Source organism: Mycobacterium sp. WUMAC-067, assembly GCF_020217485.1.
Lineage (GTDB): Bacteria > Actinomycetota > Actinomycetes > Mycobacteriales > Mycobacteriaceae > Mycobacterium.
Genome location: NZ_JAEKMI010000010.1, coordinates 140,855 through 157,702, shown reverse-complemented (window position 1 = coordinate 157,702; position 16,848 = coordinate 140,855). Strand labels below are relative to the sequence as shown.

The window sequence follows — 16,848 nt, the reverse complement described above, 5'->3', positions numbered from 1 at the left end:
GCGAGTCGCCACCATCTGACCCAGTGGCGATCGCAAGCGCGGCGGAGCCGGGCGCAGCGGGTCGCCACCATCTAGGTAGTGCGTCGCCAATGGCGACTCGCTTTACACGAGCAACCGCGTGGGCATCACCGTCGGCTTGACCCCGTAGCGCGGGCCCATGCCGTAGCCGCCGCGCCCGGCCGAGGCGACCGCCGGCATGCCCGTCGCCCACGTCGTGCGCGGCTCTTCGACCGGCGCGGTCCACCCCGAACTCACGGGCGTCGCGGCAGCAGGCGCGGGCGTGGCCGCGGACCACGCGGCGGGCGTCGACAGCCCGCCGACCGGTGAGGCCGAAGCCATGCTCGCCAGCACCGGCGCGGCGCCGACGCCCGCGGTGCTCGCCGGTGCCGCCGCGCCCACCAACATGCCGCCGCCGACCGCGCCCGCCACATCGCCGGCCGTGCCGGTGGCCGCCGCCACGTCGAGGGTGTGGTTGTAGAGGATGTTGGACACCATGGTGTTGAACACGTTCCAGGAGACCACGTCGAAACCGGCGTTGCCGACGTTGTTCACCACCGGGTTGCCGAGGAAGCTGTCCAGCCCGCTCAGGGCCGACGGAGGGTCGGCCAGCGGGGCGGCGAACGTCCGCACCGCGTTGGGCGCGTTAGCGACGGTCTGCTGGAGGCCGCTCGTCTGCGCGCCCGTGGCCGCCGCCTGGGAGACGGCCGCGGCTTGCGCCCCCAGCCCGCCCGGGTTGTTCGTCGGCGCCGGCGAGGTCAGGGGGCTCAGCTTGGCCGCGGCCGCCGACGCCGCGGCGTAGCCGTACATGGCGGCGGCATCCTGGGACCACATTTCGCCGTACTGCGCCTCGGTGGCCGCGATGGCCGCGGTGTTCTGACCCAAGACGTTCGTCGCGACCAGGGCCGCGAGTTGGGCTCTGTTCGCCGCGATCAGCGGGGGTGGCACCGTCATCGCGAAGGCCGCCTCATAGGCCGCCGCCGACGCCATGGCCTGGGAGGCCGCCTGCTGCAGCTGGGCGGCGGTGGTGTGCATCCACGTGATGTATGGCTCGACCGCGGTGGCCATCGCGGACGAGGAAGGCCCGATCCACTCCTCGCCGGTTAGGTTCGAGATCGCCGACTGGCTGGCCGAGGCCGTCGTACTCAATTCGTCGGCGAGGCTGCTGAAGGCCGCCGCGGCGGCCATCATCGGCGCGGCCCCCGCCCCGGTGTACATGCGGCGGGAGTTGATCTCGGGGGGAAGTGCTCCAAAGTCGAAAGACATTGCGTCGCTCCTATTCTCGGTTGTTGTTCGTGGGGTGCTAGATGGCTGGTTTGGGCATCACGGTCGGCTTGACCCCGTAGCGCGGCGCGCCGAGGCCATAGCCGCCGCGTCCGCTCGTGGCCATCGACGGCAGGCCGCCCGGGACGGTGGTCACCGGCGCGGCCTGCGGGGCGGCGCTGGTGAAGCCCGCGCCGACCAGTTGCGCCGGGGTCGCATTCACCGACGGGACACCACCGGCCGCCCAGCTGGGCGGCACCGACAACGCGCCGATCGCAGGCCCGCGGCCCATGCTCGCCAGCACCGGCGCGGCACCCACTGCGGCGGGGGCCGCAGGCGCGGGCGCTGACGCCGAGGTGAGCCCGGGAGTGAAGTTGGGAATCCCTGCGGCGCCGGTGACGGGGGCGAATTGCCCCTCCCCCAAGGTGATGAAGTCCGACGCGGCTGCACCGACGTTCTGACCCCACCCGATCCCGGTCCCGAGGGTGGTGCTTCCCGCGGGCGGGGGGTCGGCCGCCGCGGCCTGTCCGGCGGCAAACGGCGACAACGACGAGGCGGCGGTCGTCACCCGGTTCGCGGTTTCGGTCTCGCCATAGGAACCGGCGCTGGTATCCAGGTTGTTCACCATCGTCTGGTGGATCGCCTTCGCCTGGGCGCTGACCTGCTGATACCAGGCGCCGTAGGCGGAAAACTGCGCGGCCTGCAGCGCGGACACTTCGTCGGCCGCCGCCGGAGCGATGCTCGTGGTGGGCGCCGCGGCGGCGGCGTTTTGGGCGTCCATTGAGGAGCCGAGCGCTTCGAGCATGCTCGCCGCGGCCATCAGCGCCTCGGGCCGTGTGGTGACAAAGGACATGGTGTTCTCCTTCTCTAAACGAGCCGGTCCCTTGCGGACCCGCGCCGGTGGCTCTCCACCAGGCCCAGGACGTGACCAGCCGATGCCCGGGAGCGAGGTACCCCGAAACGGCCCAGTTCACTCGGTTGACCTGGCAAGACGGCGGCCTCGAAACGCACACTGCAGCGACCGCGCAGCGAGGACCTCCGAATCACGTTGCGCGGGCCAGCTTTTCACAGGCGGCGGCGCACTCGGCCCATTTCACGACCCCCGGGGCGTCGTCGCCCGCAGGGCGGGCGGGCCGGTGAAGCGGGCCGGCAAGTAACCTGACCGCCGTGACTGGAGCTGCAGGTATCGGGCTGGCAACGCTGGCCGCCGACGGATCGATCCTCGACACGTGGTTTCCCGCACCGGAACTGACCGAATCGGGCACCGGGGCGACGTCGCGGCTGGCGCTGTCCGACGTTCCCCCCGAACTGACGGCGCTGATCGGCCGGGACGACGACCGCGGCACCGAGACCGTCGCCGTGCGCACGGTCATCGGCTCACTGGACGACGTGGCCGCCGACGCCTACGACGCCTACCTGCGGCTGCATCTGCTTTCGCACCGGTTGGTGGCGCCGCATGGGCTGAACGCCGGCGGCTTGTTCGGGGTATTAACCAATGTCGTCTGGACTAACCGCGGGCCCTGCGCCGTCGAGGGGTTCGAGGCCGTGCGGGCCCGGCTGCGCCGCCACGGACCGGTGATGGTCTACGGCGTCGACAAGTTCCCGCGGATGGTCGACTACGTGTTGCCGACCGGGGTGCGCATCGCCGACGCCGACCGGGTGCGGCTCGGCGCCCACCTGGCCCCGGGAACCACGGTGATGCACGAAGGCTTCGTCAACTACAACGCCGGCACGCTGGGAGCGTCGATGGTGGAGGGCCGCATCTCGGCCGGCGTCGTGGTGGGCGACGGCTCCGATGTGGGCGGCGGAGCCTCGATCATGGGCACGCTGTCCGGCGGTGGCACCGAGGTCATTTCGATCGGCAAGCGTTGCCTGCTCGGCGCCAATGCCGGCCTGGGCATTTCACTGGGCGACGACTGCGTCGTGGAAGCCGGTCTCTATGTCACCGCGGGCACCAAGGTCATCACGCCCGAGGGCAAAGAGATGAAGGCGCGCGAGTTCTCCGGCGGCAACAACCTGTTGTTCCGGCGCAATTCGCTGAGCGGGGCCGTGGAGGTGGTGGCCCGCGGCGGCCAGGGCATCGCCCTCAACGAGGACCTGCACGCCAACTAACCGACTCCGAGCGCCGTGCCGTTGGTTTCGGGCAGCAGGTAGGTGCACACCAGGCTGACCGCTGTGAGGGCGGCCAACATGAATCCGATCGCCCAGCTGCCGTATGTCGCCTGCAGGGTCCCGGCGATCAGCGGCGGCGCCGCGCTACCGACGATGCCGGCGAGGTTTTGCGCCAGCGCCGTTCCGCTGTAGCGGTAGCGGGTGGCGAACAGTTCGGGGATGAATGCCGCCGTCGGGCCGGAGCCGATCGCCGCGGCCGTGCACATGCCGACGATCGCCACCGCGTACCCCACGGGCTTGCCGGTGTTCAGCAACGGCATCACCAGAAACGACCACAGCAGACAACAGCTCCACCCCACCAGCATGATGCGGCGACGCCCGAGCCGGTCGCACAGAGTGGCCGATACCGCCATGAACGCCATGCTCGCGACCCCGCACAGCGCGCCGACGAACCAGATGAAGTTGCGCGAATACCCCAGGTGCGAGTGCGCGTACATCGCCAGATAGGTGTGGGCCATGTAGATGAACCCCAACGCGCCGAGGATGCTGCCCGCGGCCAGCGCGATCTCACGGCGTTGCAGCCGCAGCAGCTCCGCGAGCGGGGTTTTGGGTATCAGCTCACGCGCCTTCTCCTCCGCGAACACCGGGGTCTCCTCGATGTTCAGGCGCACGTACAGCGCGAGCCCGACCAACACCGCGCTGAGCAGGAACGGCACCCGCCATCCCCACTGCAGAAACGCCGGACTGCCTTCGCCGATGGTGAGGTTCACCCCCAGAAAGGTTGCACTGCTCAGCACGGCGGCGATGCCACCGCCCATCAAGGTGAACACGCCGTACCGGCCGCGCCGGTCGTCGGGCGCGTATTCGGCGCTCAGCAACGCCGAACCCGCCCATTCGCCGCCGACGGCGAACCCCTGCAGCAGCCGAAGCGCGACCAAGATCAGCGGCGCCGCGGCACCGATCACCCCCGAGCTGGGGACCAGGCCGACGCACACCGTTGACACGCCCATGATCAGCAGCGTGGCGACCAGGGTCTTCTTGCGGCCCAGCCGATCCCCGAAGTATCCGAACACGGCCGCGCCGAGGGGCCGGGACAAAAAAGCCGTCGCGAACGTCCCCATCGAGGCGATCGTGGCGCCGGAGGGGCTCAGGTGCGGGAAGAACACCATCGGGAACACCAGTGCCGCCGCGGTCCCGTAGATCATGAAGTCGTAGAACTCGATCGCCGAGCCCACCAGGCAGGCGACCGCGATCCGCCTCATCGGCGTGGGCCCGGTTACGACGGTCGCGGCGGCGCCGGCCGGGGGTAGGTTCCGTCCTTGCACTTTTACGACGGTACCTGCCGCCGGTTGGACTGCGGGCGTAACGGGACTGCGAAGAATCGAGCTGAAATTCGCGGTGTGGTGACGGGCCCACGCACCGCGCTCAGCCGTCGGACAGCAGCTGCTTTTTGAGGACCTTGCCCATGGCGTTGCGGGGTAGCGCGTCGACGACGCGGACCTCGCGCGGGCGCTTGTGCACCGAAAGTTGTTGCGCGACATAGTCGATCAGTTCGTCGCCGTTGGCGGATCCGACGACGTACGCGACGATGCGCTGCCCCAGGTCCGCATCGGGCATCCCGACCACCGCGGCCTCCTGCACGCCCGGATGTCCGAGCAGCACGGTCTCGATCTCGCCCGCACCGATGCGGTAGCCGCCGGACTTGATCAGGTCGACCGACTCGCGACCCACGATGCGGTGCATCCCCCCGCCGTCGATGACCGCGACGTCACCGGTGCGGTACCAGCCGTCGGCGTCGAACGCCTCGGCGGTGGCGTCCGGCCGGTTCAGGTAGCCGTCGAACATCATCGGACCGCGAACGTGGAGCTTCCCGACGGTTTCGCCGTCGTGCGGCACCGTACCGCCGTCGTCGTCGAGCACCCGCGTCTGCACGCCGGTGAGCGGCAGGCCCACCCACCCCGGGCGCCGCTCGCCGTCGGCCCGCGTCGAAATGGTGATCAGCGATTCCGAGGCGCCGTAGCGTTCGACGGGCTGATGTCCGGTGAGTGCGGCCAACCGGTCGAACACCGGCACCGGCAGCGGTGCGCTTCCGGAGACCAGCAGCCGCGCCGGGCCCAGCGCCCGGGCGGCCGCCTCGTCCGCCCCCACCCGCGACCACACGGTGGGCACGCCGAAAAACAGCGTGCCGCCGAAGTCGGTGCGGGCCGCGGCGTAGCCCGCCGGCGTCGGTTTCCCGGTGTGGATGAAGCGATTCCCGACCCGCAGTGAGCCGAGCAGGCCCAGCACCAGGCCGTGCACGTGGAAGAGCGGCAGGCCGTGCACCAACACGTCGTCGGCCGTCCATTGCCAGGCTTGCGCCAGCGCGTCCAGGTCGGCGGCGATCGCGCGCCGGCTCAGCACCACCCCCTTGGGCAGCCCGGTGGTGCCCGAGGTGTAGATGATCATCGCGGTGGCGTCGGGCGAGGGCTCGGGGTAGCGGTGCCAGGAGCGGGCGTGCAGGCGCACCGGGATGTGCGGGAGCCCTTCGGGCTCGTCGGGGACCGGCCCGAGCCACGCTTGCGCCGCGGAGTCGGTGAGCATATGCCGGCGCTCGGCGGTGCCCACGTCGGCGGGCACCGGGACGAAAGGCACCCCGGCGATCAGGCACCCGGTGACCGACAGCACCGTCTCGGCGGTTGGGGCGGCCAGGATGGCGACCCGGCCCGCGCCGCCCACCCGCTCGGCCACCGAGGTGGCGGCACCGACCAGGTCGCTGCGGCTGAGCACCGAGCCGTCGATGCGGACCGCGTCGGCAATATCGGTGGCGGTAACGGCCGAGGGATTCAACGACGCCAGCAGCACGTCAGCAGGCTACCCGGCGTAGAGGTATCAGCTTTTCTCGTCCCAGATCTTCATCAGGGTGGACAAGATCTCCTCGCCGCGGCCCAGCCCGCCGAGGTGGCTTTCGCCCGGGAGCACGATCAGCTCGCAGTCGGGCAGCCTGGACACGACGTGCTCGCCGTGGGCGAAGGGGACGATGTGGTCGCTGTCGCCGTGCCACCAGCGCACCGGGACCTTGACCTCGTCGAGCCGGAATCCCCAGTCCCGCGTGAACAGGATGATGTCGTTGAACGGGGCCGCCAGCTGCTTGCGGCTGCCGTTGAGCAGGTCGTCGAGGAACATGGCCCCGAACTCGGGGCGGGTCAGCAGGCGCCGGTCGCCCTCGGGCGATATCGCGGCATACAGATACAGGGCGGGATTGGCGACCGGGCGGATCGCCCGGACCACCAGGCTCGCACCGATCCGCAGCGGGTCACCGCCCAGCCGCAGCAGGGGCGCCAACCGCTTGCCCAGGTTCATCAGGCCGCTGGTGATCCCCTCGTCGCCGACGAAGGGCGCGACGCCGCCGAGGATTCCGGCCGCGACGACCCGGTCGGACAGCACCGCGGCCGACGCGAGCGCATACGGACCGCCGCCGGACAGGCCGATGACGGCCATATTGTCGATGCCGAGCGTGTCCGCGATGGTCCGCAGGTCGTCGGCGAACGCCCGGATGTTCTCGTAGCGATGGGGTGTCGACGAGCCGATCCCGGGCCGGTCCAGCCCGATCAGCCGGATCTTGTGGTTTTCGGCGTAGAGGCGGGCTTCGGTGGGAATCTGGCGACGCGCGCCGGGGGTGCCGTGCAGCCAGAAGACCGCGCGGCCCTGGGGATCACCGAATTCGGCGAAGCCGATCTGGCGGTCTTCGCCGACGGCGACGTTTCCTTCGAGCTTGGGGCGGGCGATCTCGATGGCCATGTCAGCAGCTTGGCACGGGACGCGCGCTTTACCAAAGGCGCTTCGGGCCGGTGCCGAACGGGCTCCGGGGTGGGGCGCTGCCGGACTTCTGCCACGTCGTCACGCGGGAACCCCGATGGCCATCGGCTCCATGTACTGGTGTAGCCCGCCGATTCCGCCGCCCTCGCGGCCCAGGCCGCTGAGTTTGAAGCCGCCGAACGGCGCGCCGCCCGGACCGCAGCCGTTGACCGCGATCTGTCCGGTACGGATGCGGCGTGCGACGCCGACGGCGCGGTCGACGTCGCCGCCCCACACCGCCCCGGAGAGCCCGTATTGCGAATTGTTCGCGATGGCTACCGCGTCGTCGTCGTCGCGGTAGCGCAGCACCGTCAGCACCGGACCGAACACTTCCTCTTGCGCGATAGTCGAATTCGGCTCCACGTCGGACAGAATCGTCGGCTCGAAGTAGAACCCCACGTCCAGGCCGGCCGGACGGCCACCGCCGGTCACCAGCTTCGCCCCGTCGTCGAGCGCACCGGCGACGTGCGCCTCGACCCGGTCCCGCTGCGCCGCGCTGATCAGTGGGCCCATCTGCACGTCGGGATCGGCGGGATCGCCCACCTTGACCTCACGCGCCAACGCGGCGAGCCGATCGACGACATCGTCGTGCAGCGAATCGGGCAGCAGCAGCCGGCTGTGCAGGATGCAGGCCTGTCCGGCGTGCAGCGAACAGCAGTCGAACAGCATCTGCTGCAGCATCTCGTCGGTGACTTGCGCGTCGTCCAGGACGATGCTGGCGGACTTGCCGCCGAGCTCGAGCAGGATCCGCTTCATCGTGTCGCCGGCGGCGGACATGACCTGTCGGCCGATCACCGAGCTGCCGGTGAAGCTCACCATGTCGATCCGCGGATCGGTGGTCAGCAGCTTGGCCGCGTCAACCCCGGAAGGCGTGACGACGTTGACCACCCCCGGCGGGATGTCGGTGTGTTCGTCGATGATCCGCGCGAGCGCCAGCCCGGCCAGCGGTGTCAGCGGCGAGGGCTTGAGCACGACGGTATTGCCCGCTGCCAGAGCATGATTGAGCTTCATCACGTTGAGACAGTGCGGGAAGTTCCACGGCGTCAGCACCGATACAACACCCAGTGGCGCATGACGCAACAAGGTGGTTCCGGCGCCCATCCCGGTGACCTCTTGGTCGGTCAACTGGGTGGCCAGCTGAGCGGCGTGCATCGACATGAACCCGGCGCCGTCGATCTGCATGATGCGCTCATCAGCAACGCAGCCCCATTCCACCTGGGACAGCGCGAAGAAGTCGTCGGCGTGTTTGCTCAGCGCCTCACCCAGCTGGTTGAGACACCCGGCGCGCTGCTCGGCGCTCATGGTGCGCCAGGGTCCGCTGTCGAAGGCGCGGCGCGCGGCGGCGATCGCCTCACCTACCTGGGCGACGCTGGCGTCGGGCGCGGTGGCGATCACGGCCTCGGTGGACGGAGAAATGTCCTCATACCGGCCGTCTTGCGGCTCGACCCAGTTGCCGTCGATGTAGAGCCGATAGGACTGAACGAGAGCGGGCAAATCGGCCATGTGTTTCCTCCGGTCATCTGATCACTTGGTGTACCCGCACCAGCGGCCGCCGTCAATCGTCATTTGCGCGAATTCCGGAGCTCCTCGCGCACTTTGCTGTTGTATTGACAGCATGCGACGCCGCAGAGTACACACATCTCGCGAGACAGATCGCGCCAATCTGTCGGATCAAGGTGTCCTGCGAGAGGGGCTTGCTACGTGACCGACTCAGAATCCGTCAGCGCCAAGGTGCGGGCCCTCGTCGGGCAGCCGACCGGCGGCACCGGAAAGCCGTCGCTGGCACCGGACCCGGTGAACCAGCCGATGATCCGGCACTGGGCGTACGCGATGGCCGACATGAACCCGGTATATCTCGACCCCGAGTTCGCGGCCTCGTCCCGGTTCGGCGGCATCGTGTCGCCACCGGTGATGCTGCAGACGTGGACAATGCCGTCGCCGATACTGGAGGGAATCGGTGAGCGGGGCGGGGCGCCGATCGAGATCAAAAGCAACCCAACCGAATTCCTCGACGAGGCCGGCTACACCAGCACGGTGGCGACCAATTCGGAGTTCGAGATCGAACGTTACCCGCGACTGGGCGACGAGATCAGCGCGACGACGGTCTACGAATCGGTCTCGGACGAGAAGAAGACGGCGCTGGGCACCGGCTTCTTTCTGACCTGGCTGACCACCTACACCGACCAGAACGGCGAAGTGCTGGGCCGGCAGCGATTCCGGGTGCTGCGATTCAGGCCGGCGAATTGATGGCGGCCCGTCTGGCGCCGGCGATCACCCCGGACACCGAATTCTTCTGGAATGGCTTGCGGGAGAACAAGCTCCTGATCCAGCGTTGCGGTGGCTGCGGGCAGCTCCGCCATCCGCCCCGGCCGATGTGCCCGCACTGCCGTTCGCTCGAGTGGGACACGATCGAGGCCTCCGGCCTCGGCACGGTGTACAGCTACGTGATGCCACACGAACCCAAGTTTCCGTTCTTCGACTATCCCTACGTCGTCGCGCTGGTGGAACTCGAGGAAGGGGTCCGGCTGGTGTCCAACCTGACCGGCGTGGATCCCTCCGGCATCACACCCGGATTGGCCGTGGAGGTCTATTACCAGGTCTTCGATGACGGCCTCGTGCTACACCAGTTTCGGCCCCGCGGTCAGTCAGTTCGCCGTGACGCGACGTATTCGGAGGGACACGCATGACGACCACCGCGAACCGCACTTTGCAATGGCGAGACATTTCGGTCGGTGACGAGGTCACGCCCCTCGAAATCCCCATCACCACAACGATGATCGTTGCCGGCGCGATCGCCACCCGTGACTTCATGCCGGTGCATCACGACCGCGACTACGCCAAGCAGCAGGGTTCGCCCAACCTGTTCATGAACATCCTGACCACCAACGGCTATTGCGTGCGCTTCCTCACCGACTGGGCGGGGCCCGAGGCGATGGTGAAGAAATTGTCGATCCGCCTGGGCGTGCCCTGTTTTCCCGACGACCCGTTGCGGTTCACCGGCAGCGTCACCGGCAAGAGTGAAGGCTCGGGCGGCGAGAATTTCGTCGAGGTGACCTTCGCGGGCGCCAACAGCCTGGGCGACCACGTCTCCGGCACGGCGGTGCTCAGCCTGCTCGACGGTCCGGACGCATGAGCCGGACGTTGCCGGGCGCCGCGGCCATCGTCGGGATCGGTCAGACCGAGTTCTCCAAGGAATCCGGGCGCAGCGAACTGCAATTGGCGTGCGAGGCGGTCAGCGCGGCGCTGGACGACGCCGGCCTGACGCCCGCCGACGTCGACGGCATGGTCACGTTCACCATGGATTCCAGCGACGAGATCGACATCGCGCGCAACGTGGGCATCGGCGATCTGAGTTTCTTTTCGCGCGTGCACCATGGCGGGGGCGCCGCCGCCGGGACCGTGGTGCACGCGGCGATGGCGGTCGCCACGGGTGTGGCCGACGTGGTGGTGTGCTGGCGTGCCTTCAACGAACGTTCCGGGTTCCGGTTCGGCGGCAGCGGGCGCAGCATGGCCGAAACCCCGTTGTTCATGGCGCATTACGCGCCGTTCGGATTGCTCACTCCCGCCGCCTGGGTTGCGATGCACGCCCAGCGCTACATGTCGACGTACGGGGTCACCAACGAGGACTTCGGCAGGATCGCGGTCGTCGATCGTGCGCACGCGGCGAAGAATCCCGACGCCTGGTTCTACGAGCGTCCGATCACGTTGGAAGATCACCAGAATTCGCGCTGGATCGTGGAACCGGTGCTGCGACTGCTGGATTGCTGCCAGGAAAGCGACGGCGGTGTCGCGCTCGTCATCACCAGCGCCGAACGCGCCCGCGATCTGCCGCAGCCCCCGGCCGTCATCACCGCGGCCGCGCAGGGCGCGGCCTACAACGGCGAGATGATGACGAGCTACTACCGCGACGACATCACCGGGCTTCCGGAGATGGGGGTGGTGGCCCGGCAGCTGTGGCGCGATTCCGGACTCAAGCCGCAGGACATCCAAACCGCCTTCATCTACGATCACTTCACGCCGTTCGTGTTCACCCAGCTCGAGGAGCTCGGCTTCTGCGGGCGCGGCGAGGCCAAGGACTTCGCGACCGTCGAACGGCTTTCGCTGGGTGGAGATTTCCCGATCAACACCAACGGAGGCCTGTTGGGCGAGGCATACATCCACGGCATGAACGGCATCACCGAAGGGGTGCGCCAGGTGCGGGGCACCTCGCACAATCAGGTCGATAACGTCGAGCACGTGTTGGTCACCTCCGGAACCGGTGTGCCCACCAGTGGGCTGATCCTCGCCCCGGCGGGATGAGGGGCGTTGGTCCCGTGACGACTCAACCGGCCCAGGCCGCCGATACCCGCGAGCTCATCGTCGTCTCGGCGTTCACGTGCTTCGGCAAGCAGGGATTGGACAAGGCGACGATCGTCGACATCGCCAAGCAGGCAGGGGTATCCCGCAGCACCATCTACGAATACTTCAGCGACAAGGCCGCGATCGTCGAGGCATGCGCCGAGCACGCGTCCGAGCGTTTCTACCGCGAGATGTCCAAGGCGATGGACCGCGGCAGCAGCCTCGAGGAAAAGCTTTCTTCCGCGGCGGTTTTCGTCACCCAGGCGCGACGAGTCATCGCTTCCGAGAAGTACTTTGACGAAGATGCGATCAGCCTGCTGCTGACCAAGGACGCCGCCGTGCTGCTGCGCGAATGCGTCGAGTTCTTCGCCCCCTACCTGTCGGCCGCCAGGCTCACGGGTGAGGTGCGCAAGGATCTCGACGTCGAGGCCGCCGGTGAGTGGTTCGCGCGCATCCTGTTCTCGCTCTTCAGCACGCCGTCCTCGACCCTGGATATGGACGATCCCGAGGTGGCGGCGGAGTTCGTCCGCGCGCATGTGGTGCGCGGCTTCGCCAGCGATCGCCCGCGGCCCCGCCGCGCTCAGTGACGGCGTTGCGTGTGAATCCTGGGCTTTGCGTGTGAATCGTCGGCGTTGCGTGTGAATCCTGGGCGGGGATCGTCGGCGTGTCGCCGCCGTACGCGCACAACGAAAGCCCACGATTCACACTGAAAGCCGTGATCGCACACTCGACGCGACGCGTGCTCAACGCCCGACCAAAGCCCGCAAGAAGAACGTCAGGTTGGCGGGACGCTCGGCCAGTCGGCGCATGAAGTACCCATACCACTGCGTGCCGAACGGCAGATACACGCGCACGTGGTTCCCGGCCGCGGTGAGGCGTCGCTGCTCGTCGTCGCGGATGCCGTAGAGCATCTGGTATTCGAATTCCCCGGCGCCACAGCCCGATTCGCGGGCAAGGGTGCCGGCCGCGTTGATCACAGCCGGGTCGTGGGAGGCCACCATCGGATAACCCGAGCCGGCCATCAGCACCCGCAGGCAACGCAGGTACGCCTCCGTCACCTCGGCGGGCTCGCGATATGCCACCGACGTGGGCTCGTCGTAGGCACCCTTGCACAGCCGGACCCGGGCGCCAGAGGCGGCGAACGCTTCGCAATCACCCGGCGTGCGCCGCAGGTACGCCTGCAAAGCCACGCCCAGCCAAGGAAAGTCGGCCCGCAGATCGCGCACGATGGACAGCGTCGACTCGGTGGTGGTGTGGTTCTCGGCGTCCACCGTCACCCACACGCCCGCGCGCCGGGCGGCGTCGCAGATCGACCACCCGTTCTCCCGCGCGATCTTGGGCCCGTCGCGCTCCACCGCCTGCCCCAGCGCCGACAACTTGACCGAGACTTCCAGCGGCCGCGTGACATCTCCCCCGGCGTCGAGTCGGCCCAACTGCTCGATCAGGTCCAGGTAGGTCCGCACCGCCGCGTCGGCGTCGTCGGCGCTCAGAACGTCCTCGCCCAGATAGTCGACGCTGACGAACAGCGCCGACGAGCGAAGCGTCGCAACGCGATCCAGCGCGGATTCGATCGTCTCCCCGGGGACGAAGCGGCGCACCACGCGACGGGTGACCGGCAACCGCTCGGCGGCGCGGCGCGCTACCTCGCTTTGTCCGGCCGCCAGGAGCACCGGGCGCAGGGTGCTCGCGAACAGTCCGGCCATCAGTCGGCGCCCATGTGCGGATAGGTGTGCTCGGTCGCCGGGACGAACGTCTCCTTGATGGTGCGCGCCGACGTCCAGCGCAACAGGTTCAGCATCGATCCGGCCTTGTCGTTGGTGCCCGAGCCACGCGAGCCCCCGAACGGCTGGCGCCCGACGACCGCGCCGGTCGGCTTGTCGTTGATATAGAAGTTCCCGGCGGCAAACCGCAGCCGGTGCTGGGCCGTCAGCACCGCGTCCCGGTCGTCGGCGATGACCGCGCCGGTCAGCGCGTACCGGGAACCGCGGTCGACGACGTCGAGGATCCTTTCGTAATCGGCGTCGGGGTACACGTGCACCGACAGCAGCGGGCCGAAGTATTCGGTCGAAAACGACTCATCGGTCGGATCATCGGACAGCAATACGGTGGGGCGCACGAAATACCCTTCGTGGTCGTCGTATTCGCCGCCGACGGCGATGGTGACGTGGGGCGCGCCCTTCGCCCGCTCGATGGCGGCGACGTTCTTGGTGAAGGCGCGCCGGTCGATCAGCGCGCCGCCGAAGTTGGTGAGGTCGGTGACGTCGCCGTAACGCAGCGCGGCCGTCTCCCCCAGCAAGTCGTCACCCATCCGCCGCCACACCGACTGCGGGATGAAGGCCCGCGACGCCGCCGAGCATTTCTGCCCCTGGTAGTCGAAGGCCCCGCGAATCAAGGCCGTGCACAACACATCCGGTCGCGCGGACGCGTGCGCGACCACGAAGTCCTTGCCGCCGGTCTCGCCGACCAGGCGCGGATAGCTGTGGTAGTGACCGATATTCGTGCCGACCTGATACCACAGCCGCTGGAAGGTGGCCGTCGACCCGGTGAAGTGGATGCCGGCCAGCCGCCGGTCGGCCAGCGCCACATCGGAAACCGCGAAGCCGTCGCCGGCCACCAGGTTGATCACCCCGGGCGGCAGGCCGGCGGCCTCGAGCAGCTGCATGGTCAGATAGGCCGACAACGTCTGGGTGATCGAGGGCTTCCAGACCACCGTGTTGCCCATCAGCGCCGGCGCGGTCGGCAGGTTGCCGGCGATGGAGGTGAAGTTGAACGGCGTGATCGCGTACACGAAGCCGTCGAGCGGGCGGTACTCGCTGCGGTTCCATTCCCCCGGCCCGCTGATGGGTTGCTGCGCCAGGATCTGTTGCGCGAAGACAACATTGAATCGCCAGAAGTCGATCTGCTCGCACGGCGAGTCGATCTCGGCTTGATAGGCGGACTTGGATTGGCCGAGCATCGTCGCGGCGGCGATTTTCTCCCGCCACGGCCCGGCCAGCAGGTCGGCGGCGCGCAGGAACACCGCCGCCCGCTCATCGAACGGCATGGCCGCCCAGTCGCTTTTCGCGGCCATCGCGGCGTCGATCGCCGCCGTCGCGTCGGCGTGCACGGCGTTGGTCAGGGTGCCCAGCTTGGCGGCGTGCCGGTGCGGCTGGACGACATCGATGCGCTCACCGTCGCCCATCCGGTGGTCGCCGCCGATGACGTGCGGCAGGTCGATTGGGTGATCGGCCTGCGCGGCCAGTTCGGCGCGCAGCCGGGCGCGTTCCGGGGAGTGCGGCGCGTAGTCGTGGACCGGCTCGTTTGCTGGTGTCGGCACCTCAGAAAATCCAGTGATGGCGTCCATAACGCCAGGGTCCTCGCGGCGACCACGCATGGAGTTAGCCAATCGGACAAGACAGAACTGGTTCCATAGTAAAATCGCACAACATGGCCGGTGTGGGGCTGGGTCGGCTGTTGCTTGCGCTGGACGCGACCCTCGTCAGCCTCGCCGACGCCCCCCGGGGGCTGGACCTCCCGGTGGGTTCGGCCGCGCTGATCGACTCCGACGACGTGCGCCTGGGTCTCGCGGCCGCGGCGGGTGCCGCGGACGTCTTCTTCCTGTTGGGGGTCGCCGACGACGAGGCGATGCGATGGATGGGCAGGCAGGCGCGCGAGCGCGTGCCGGTGGCCATCTTCGTCAAACAGCCCTCGCCCGCGCTGGTGAACACGGCCGTCGCGGCGGGCTCGGCGGTGGTGGCCGTCGATCCGCGCGCCCGGTGGGAACGCCTCTACCAATTGGTCAACCACGTCCTCGAGCACCACGGCGACCGCGCCGACGCGCTGGACGACTCGGGCACCGACTTGTTCGGGCTGGCGCAGTCGCTCGCCGAGCGCATCCACGGCATGGTCAGCATCGAGGACGCGCAATCCCATGTCTTGGCCTACTCGGCCTCCAACGACGAAGCTGACGAGTTGCGCCGCCTTTCCATCCTGGGCAGGGCCGGCCCGCCCGAGCATCTGGAGTGGCTCGGCAAATGGGGCATCTTCGATGCGCTGCGATCGGGCACCGAGGTGGTGCGCGTCGACGAGCGGCCCGAGCTAGGCCTGCGCCCGCGGCTGGCCATCGGGATCCACCAGCCCGCGACCGACGCCCGGCGACCGCCGGTGTTCGCCGGAACCATCTGGGTGCAGCAGGGCTCGCAGCCGCTGGCCGACGACGCCGAGGAGATGTTGCGGGGCGCCGCCGTGCTGGCCGCCCGCATCATGTGGCGGCTGGCGGCCCGCCCGTCCACCCATGCCCGGCGGGTCCAGCAATTGCTGGGCCTGGCGGACGAATCCGCCGACGCGACGGCCATCGCCCGCGAACTCGGCCTGGCCACCGACACCACCGCGGCCCTGATCGGATGGGACGCCGCCGACAGTTCGGCCGGTCATGCTCGGCTGGCCGACATCATCGCGTTGAGCGCCAGCGCTTTCCGGCGTGACGCCCAGGTGGCCTCGAACGGTTCGCGAACGTACGTGCTGCTTCCCCAGACCCAGACCCAGACCCAGAACCGGTCGGTCACCTCCTGGGTGCGCGGCACCATCGGCGCAATGCGCGCCGAGCTCGGGGTGCAGCTGCGGGCGGCCATCGCGGCGCCGGTCGCCGGCCTGGCCGAGGCCACCGCCGCGCGCATCGAGGTGGATCGGGTGCTGGACAGCGCTGGGCGCCACCCCATTTCGTTCGGACAGGTGACGTCGCTGGCCGAAGCGCGCACCGCCGTCCTGGTCGACGAAATCGTGACCCTGGTCGGCAGCGACGAGCGCCTGATCGATCCGCGGATCGTGCAGCTGGGCGAAGACGATCCGGTGCTGGCGGAAACGCTGCGGACCTACCTGGACTCCTTCGGCGACATCGCCGCGGCCGCGCACGCGTTGCAGGTCCATCCGAATACCGTTCGCTACCGCGTGCGGCGGATCGAGAAGCTGCTGTCGACCTCGCTGGCCGATCCCGAGGTCCGGCTGCTGTTCTCGCTGGGGCTACGGATCCTGGAACGCCGCTAGCGCGGGTATCCGCAAGTCCTCGCCGACCGTCTCCGGACGATTTGGCGACATTTGCTCCCAGCGGATGCAACAATGTCACCCCGTAAGGTGATGACGACGCAGGAAGCCGGTGCGAATCCGGCGCGGTCCCGCCACTGTCATCGGGGAGCGAACCTCAACGGCCACGGCTGAAAAGCTGGAAGGCGAGGCGAGCGGCGATCCGAGAGCCAGGACACTCACGTCATCGCGTACTGCGACCCGGGGCGGGTGTACCCCGAGAGAGCTGTCAGCGTCCATGTTTCC

The 16,848-nt window shown here is 68.8% G+C and carries 15 protein-coding genes and 1 riboswitch; of the genes, 7 read left to right on the top strand and 8 right to left on the bottom strand.

The window, feature by feature from the left end; all coding sequences use genetic code 11:
- Positions 1–102: 102 nt before the first annotated feature.
- Both JF781_RS09805 and JF781_RS09800 read right to left on the bottom strand, forming a co-directional pair.
- Positions 103–1,263, bottom strand: a complete 1,161-nt coding sequence (locus JF781_RS09805) for a PPE family protein (RefSeq protein ID WP_225330212.1) — start codon at positions 1,261–1,263, stop codon at positions 103–105.
- A 37-nt stretch (positions 1,264–1,300) separates the two neighbouring features.
- A complete protein-coding gene (locus tag JF781_RS09800; RefSeq protein ID WP_225330211.1) occupies positions 1,301–2,113 on the bottom strand; it encodes a PE domain-containing protein in 813 nt (270 codons plus the stop codon).
- Positions 2,114–2,418: 305 nt separating this feature from the next.
- On the opposite strand from JF781_RS09800, the gene dapD reads away from it, so the two are divergent.
- Positions 2,419–3,372: a 2,3,4,5-tetrahydropyridine-2,6-dicarboxylate N-succinyltransferase gene (gene dapD, locus JF781_RS09795; protein ID WP_225330216.1), complete on the top strand. Its 954-nt coding sequence runs from the start codon at positions 2,419–2,421 to the stop codon at positions 3,370–3,372.
- On the opposite strand, the gene JF781_RS09790 is transcribed toward dapD, so the two are convergent.
- From JF781_RS09790 to JF781_RS09775, 4 genes are all read right to left on the bottom strand, one after another.
- Complete coding sequence (locus tag JF781_RS09790; RefSeq protein ID WP_225330215.1) at positions 3,369–4,634, bottom strand: MFS transporter; 1,266 nt, start codon at positions 4,632–4,634, stop codon at positions 3,369–3,371. The genes dapD and JF781_RS09790 overlap by 4 nt on opposite strands.
- 163 nt (positions 4,635–4,797) lie before the next feature.
- Positions 4,798–6,213, bottom strand: a complete 1,416-nt coding sequence (locus JF781_RS09785) for an acyl-CoA synthetase (protein ID WP_225330210.1) — start codon at positions 6,211–6,213, stop codon at positions 4,798–4,800.
- 27 nt (positions 6,214–6,240) lie between these two features.
- Positions 6,241–7,149 (bottom strand): alpha/beta fold hydrolase, encoded by a 909-nt coding sequence (locus JF781_RS09780; RefSeq protein WP_225330209.1) that lies wholly within the window; start codon positions 7,147–7,149, stop codon positions 6,241–6,243.
- A 99-nt stretch (positions 7,150–7,248) separates the two neighbouring features.
- The gene (locus tag JF781_RS09775; protein ID WP_225330208.1) at positions 7,249–8,709 is read right to left on the bottom strand and encodes an aldehyde dehydrogenase family protein; all 1,461 of its coding nucleotides are present in this window, start codon (positions 8,707–8,709) and stop codon (positions 7,249–7,251) included.
- Positions 8,710–8,907: 198 nt separating this feature from the next.
- Here JF781_RS09775 and JF781_RS09770 point away from each other — a divergent pair, with 198 nt between their 5' ends.
- The 5 genes from JF781_RS09770 to JF781_RS09750 are packed head-to-tail and all read left to right on the top strand — an operon-like array spanning position 8,908 to position 12,131.
- A complete protein-coding gene (locus JF781_RS09770) occupies positions 8,908–9,453 on the top strand; it encodes a MaoC family dehydratase N-terminal domain-containing protein (RefSeq protein WP_225330207.1) in 546 nt (181 codons plus the stop codon).
- Entirely contained in the window at positions 9,453–9,893 is a 441-nt protein-coding gene (locus JF781_RS09765) for a Zn-ribbon domain-containing OB-fold protein (RefSeq protein ID WP_225330206.1), read from the top strand. Before JF781_RS09770 ends, JF781_RS09765 begins: the two co-directional genes overlap by 1 nt.
- Positions 9,890–10,339 carry a MaoC family dehydratase gene (locus JF781_RS09760; RefSeq protein WP_225330205.1) on the top strand — a complete coding sequence of 150 codons (450 nt, stop codon included), beginning with the start codon at positions 9,890–9,892 and terminating at the stop codon, positions 10,337–10,339. Before JF781_RS09765 ends, JF781_RS09760 begins: the two co-directional genes overlap by 4 nt.
- Positions 10,336–11,505 (top strand): lipid-transfer protein, encoded by a 1,170-nt coding sequence (locus JF781_RS09755; protein WP_225330204.1) that lies wholly within the window; start codon positions 10,336–10,338, stop codon positions 11,503–11,505. Before JF781_RS09760 ends, JF781_RS09755 begins: the two co-directional genes overlap by 4 nt.
- A 14-nt stretch (positions 11,506–11,519) precedes the next feature.
- Complete coding sequence (locus tag JF781_RS09750) at positions 11,520–12,131, top strand: TetR/AcrR family transcriptional regulator (RefSeq protein ID WP_225330203.1); 612 nt, start codon at positions 11,520–11,522, stop codon at positions 12,129–12,131.
- A 156-nt stretch (positions 12,132–12,287) separates the two neighbouring features.
- Here the strand turns inward: JF781_RS09750 and JF781_RS09745 are convergent, their stop codons facing one another.
- Together JF781_RS09745 and pruA are read right to left on the bottom strand one after the other, a co-directional pair.
- Complete coding sequence (locus tag JF781_RS09745) at positions 12,288–13,247, bottom strand: proline dehydrogenase family protein (RefSeq protein WP_225330202.1); 960 nt, start codon at positions 13,245–13,247, stop codon at positions 12,288–12,290.
- Complete coding sequence (gene pruA / locus JF781_RS09740; RefSeq protein WP_225330201.1) at positions 13,247–14,887, bottom strand: L-glutamate gamma-semialdehyde dehydrogenase; 1,641 nt, start codon at positions 14,885–14,887, stop codon at positions 13,247–13,249. The genes JF781_RS09745 and pruA overlap by 1 nt, the downstream gene beginning before the upstream one ends.
- Positions 14,888–14,970: 83 nt before the next feature.
- On the opposite strand from pruA, the gene JF781_RS09735 reads away from it, so the two are divergent.
- Positions 14,971–16,566 (top strand): CdaR family transcriptional regulator, encoded by a 1,596-nt coding sequence (locus JF781_RS09735; protein WP_225330200.1) that lies wholly within the window; start codon positions 14,971–14,973, stop codon positions 16,564–16,566.
- A gap of 55 nt (positions 16,567–16,621) precedes the next feature.
- Positions 16,622–16,804, top strand: a riboswitch (cobalamin riboswitch).
- Positions 16,805–16,848 lie beyond the last annotated feature (44 nt).

Coding starts and splice junctions, on each gene's coding strand:
- JF781_RS09805 (WP_225330212.1), bottom strand. CDS start 1,263: ATGTCTTTCGACTTTGGAGCACTTCCCCCCGAGATCAACTCCCGCCGC.
- JF781_RS09800 (WP_225330211.1), bottom strand. CDS start 2,113: ATGTCCTTTGTCACCACACGGCCCGAGGCGCTGATGGCCGCGGCGAGC.
- JF781_RS09790 (WP_225330215.1), bottom strand. CDS start 4,634: ATGAGGCGGATCGCGGTCGCCTGCCTGGTGGGCTCGGCGATCGAGTTC.
- JF781_RS09780 (WP_225330209.1), bottom strand. CDS start 7,149: ATGGCCATCGAGATCGCCCGCCCCAAGCTCGAAGGAAACGTCGCCGTC.
- JF781_RS09775 (WP_225330208.1), bottom strand. CDS start 8,709: ATGGCCGATTTGCCCGCTCTCGTTCAGTCCTATCGGCTCTACATCGAC.
- JF781_RS09765 (WP_225330206.1), top strand. CDS start 9,453: ATGGCGGCCCGTCTGGCGCCGGCGATCACCCCGGACACCGAATTCTTC.
- JF781_RS09760 (WP_225330205.1), top strand. CDS start 9,890: ATGACGACCACCGCGAACCGCACTTTGCAATGGCGAGACATTTCGGTC.
- JF781_RS09755 (WP_225330204.1), top strand. CDS start 10,336: ATGAGCCGGACGTTGCCGGGCGCCGCGGCCATCGTCGGGATCGGTCAG.
- JF781_RS09745 (WP_225330202.1), bottom strand. CDS start 13,247: ATGGCCGGACTGTTCGCGAGCACCCTGCGCCCGGTGCTCCTGGCGGCC.
- pruA (WP_225330201.1), bottom strand. CDS start 14,887: ATGGACGCCATCACTGGATTTTCTGAGGTGCCGACACCAGCAAACGAG.
- JF781_RS09735 (WP_225330200.1), top strand. CDS start 14,971: ATGGCCGGTGTGGGGCTGGGTCGGCTGTTGCTTGCGCTGGACGCGACC.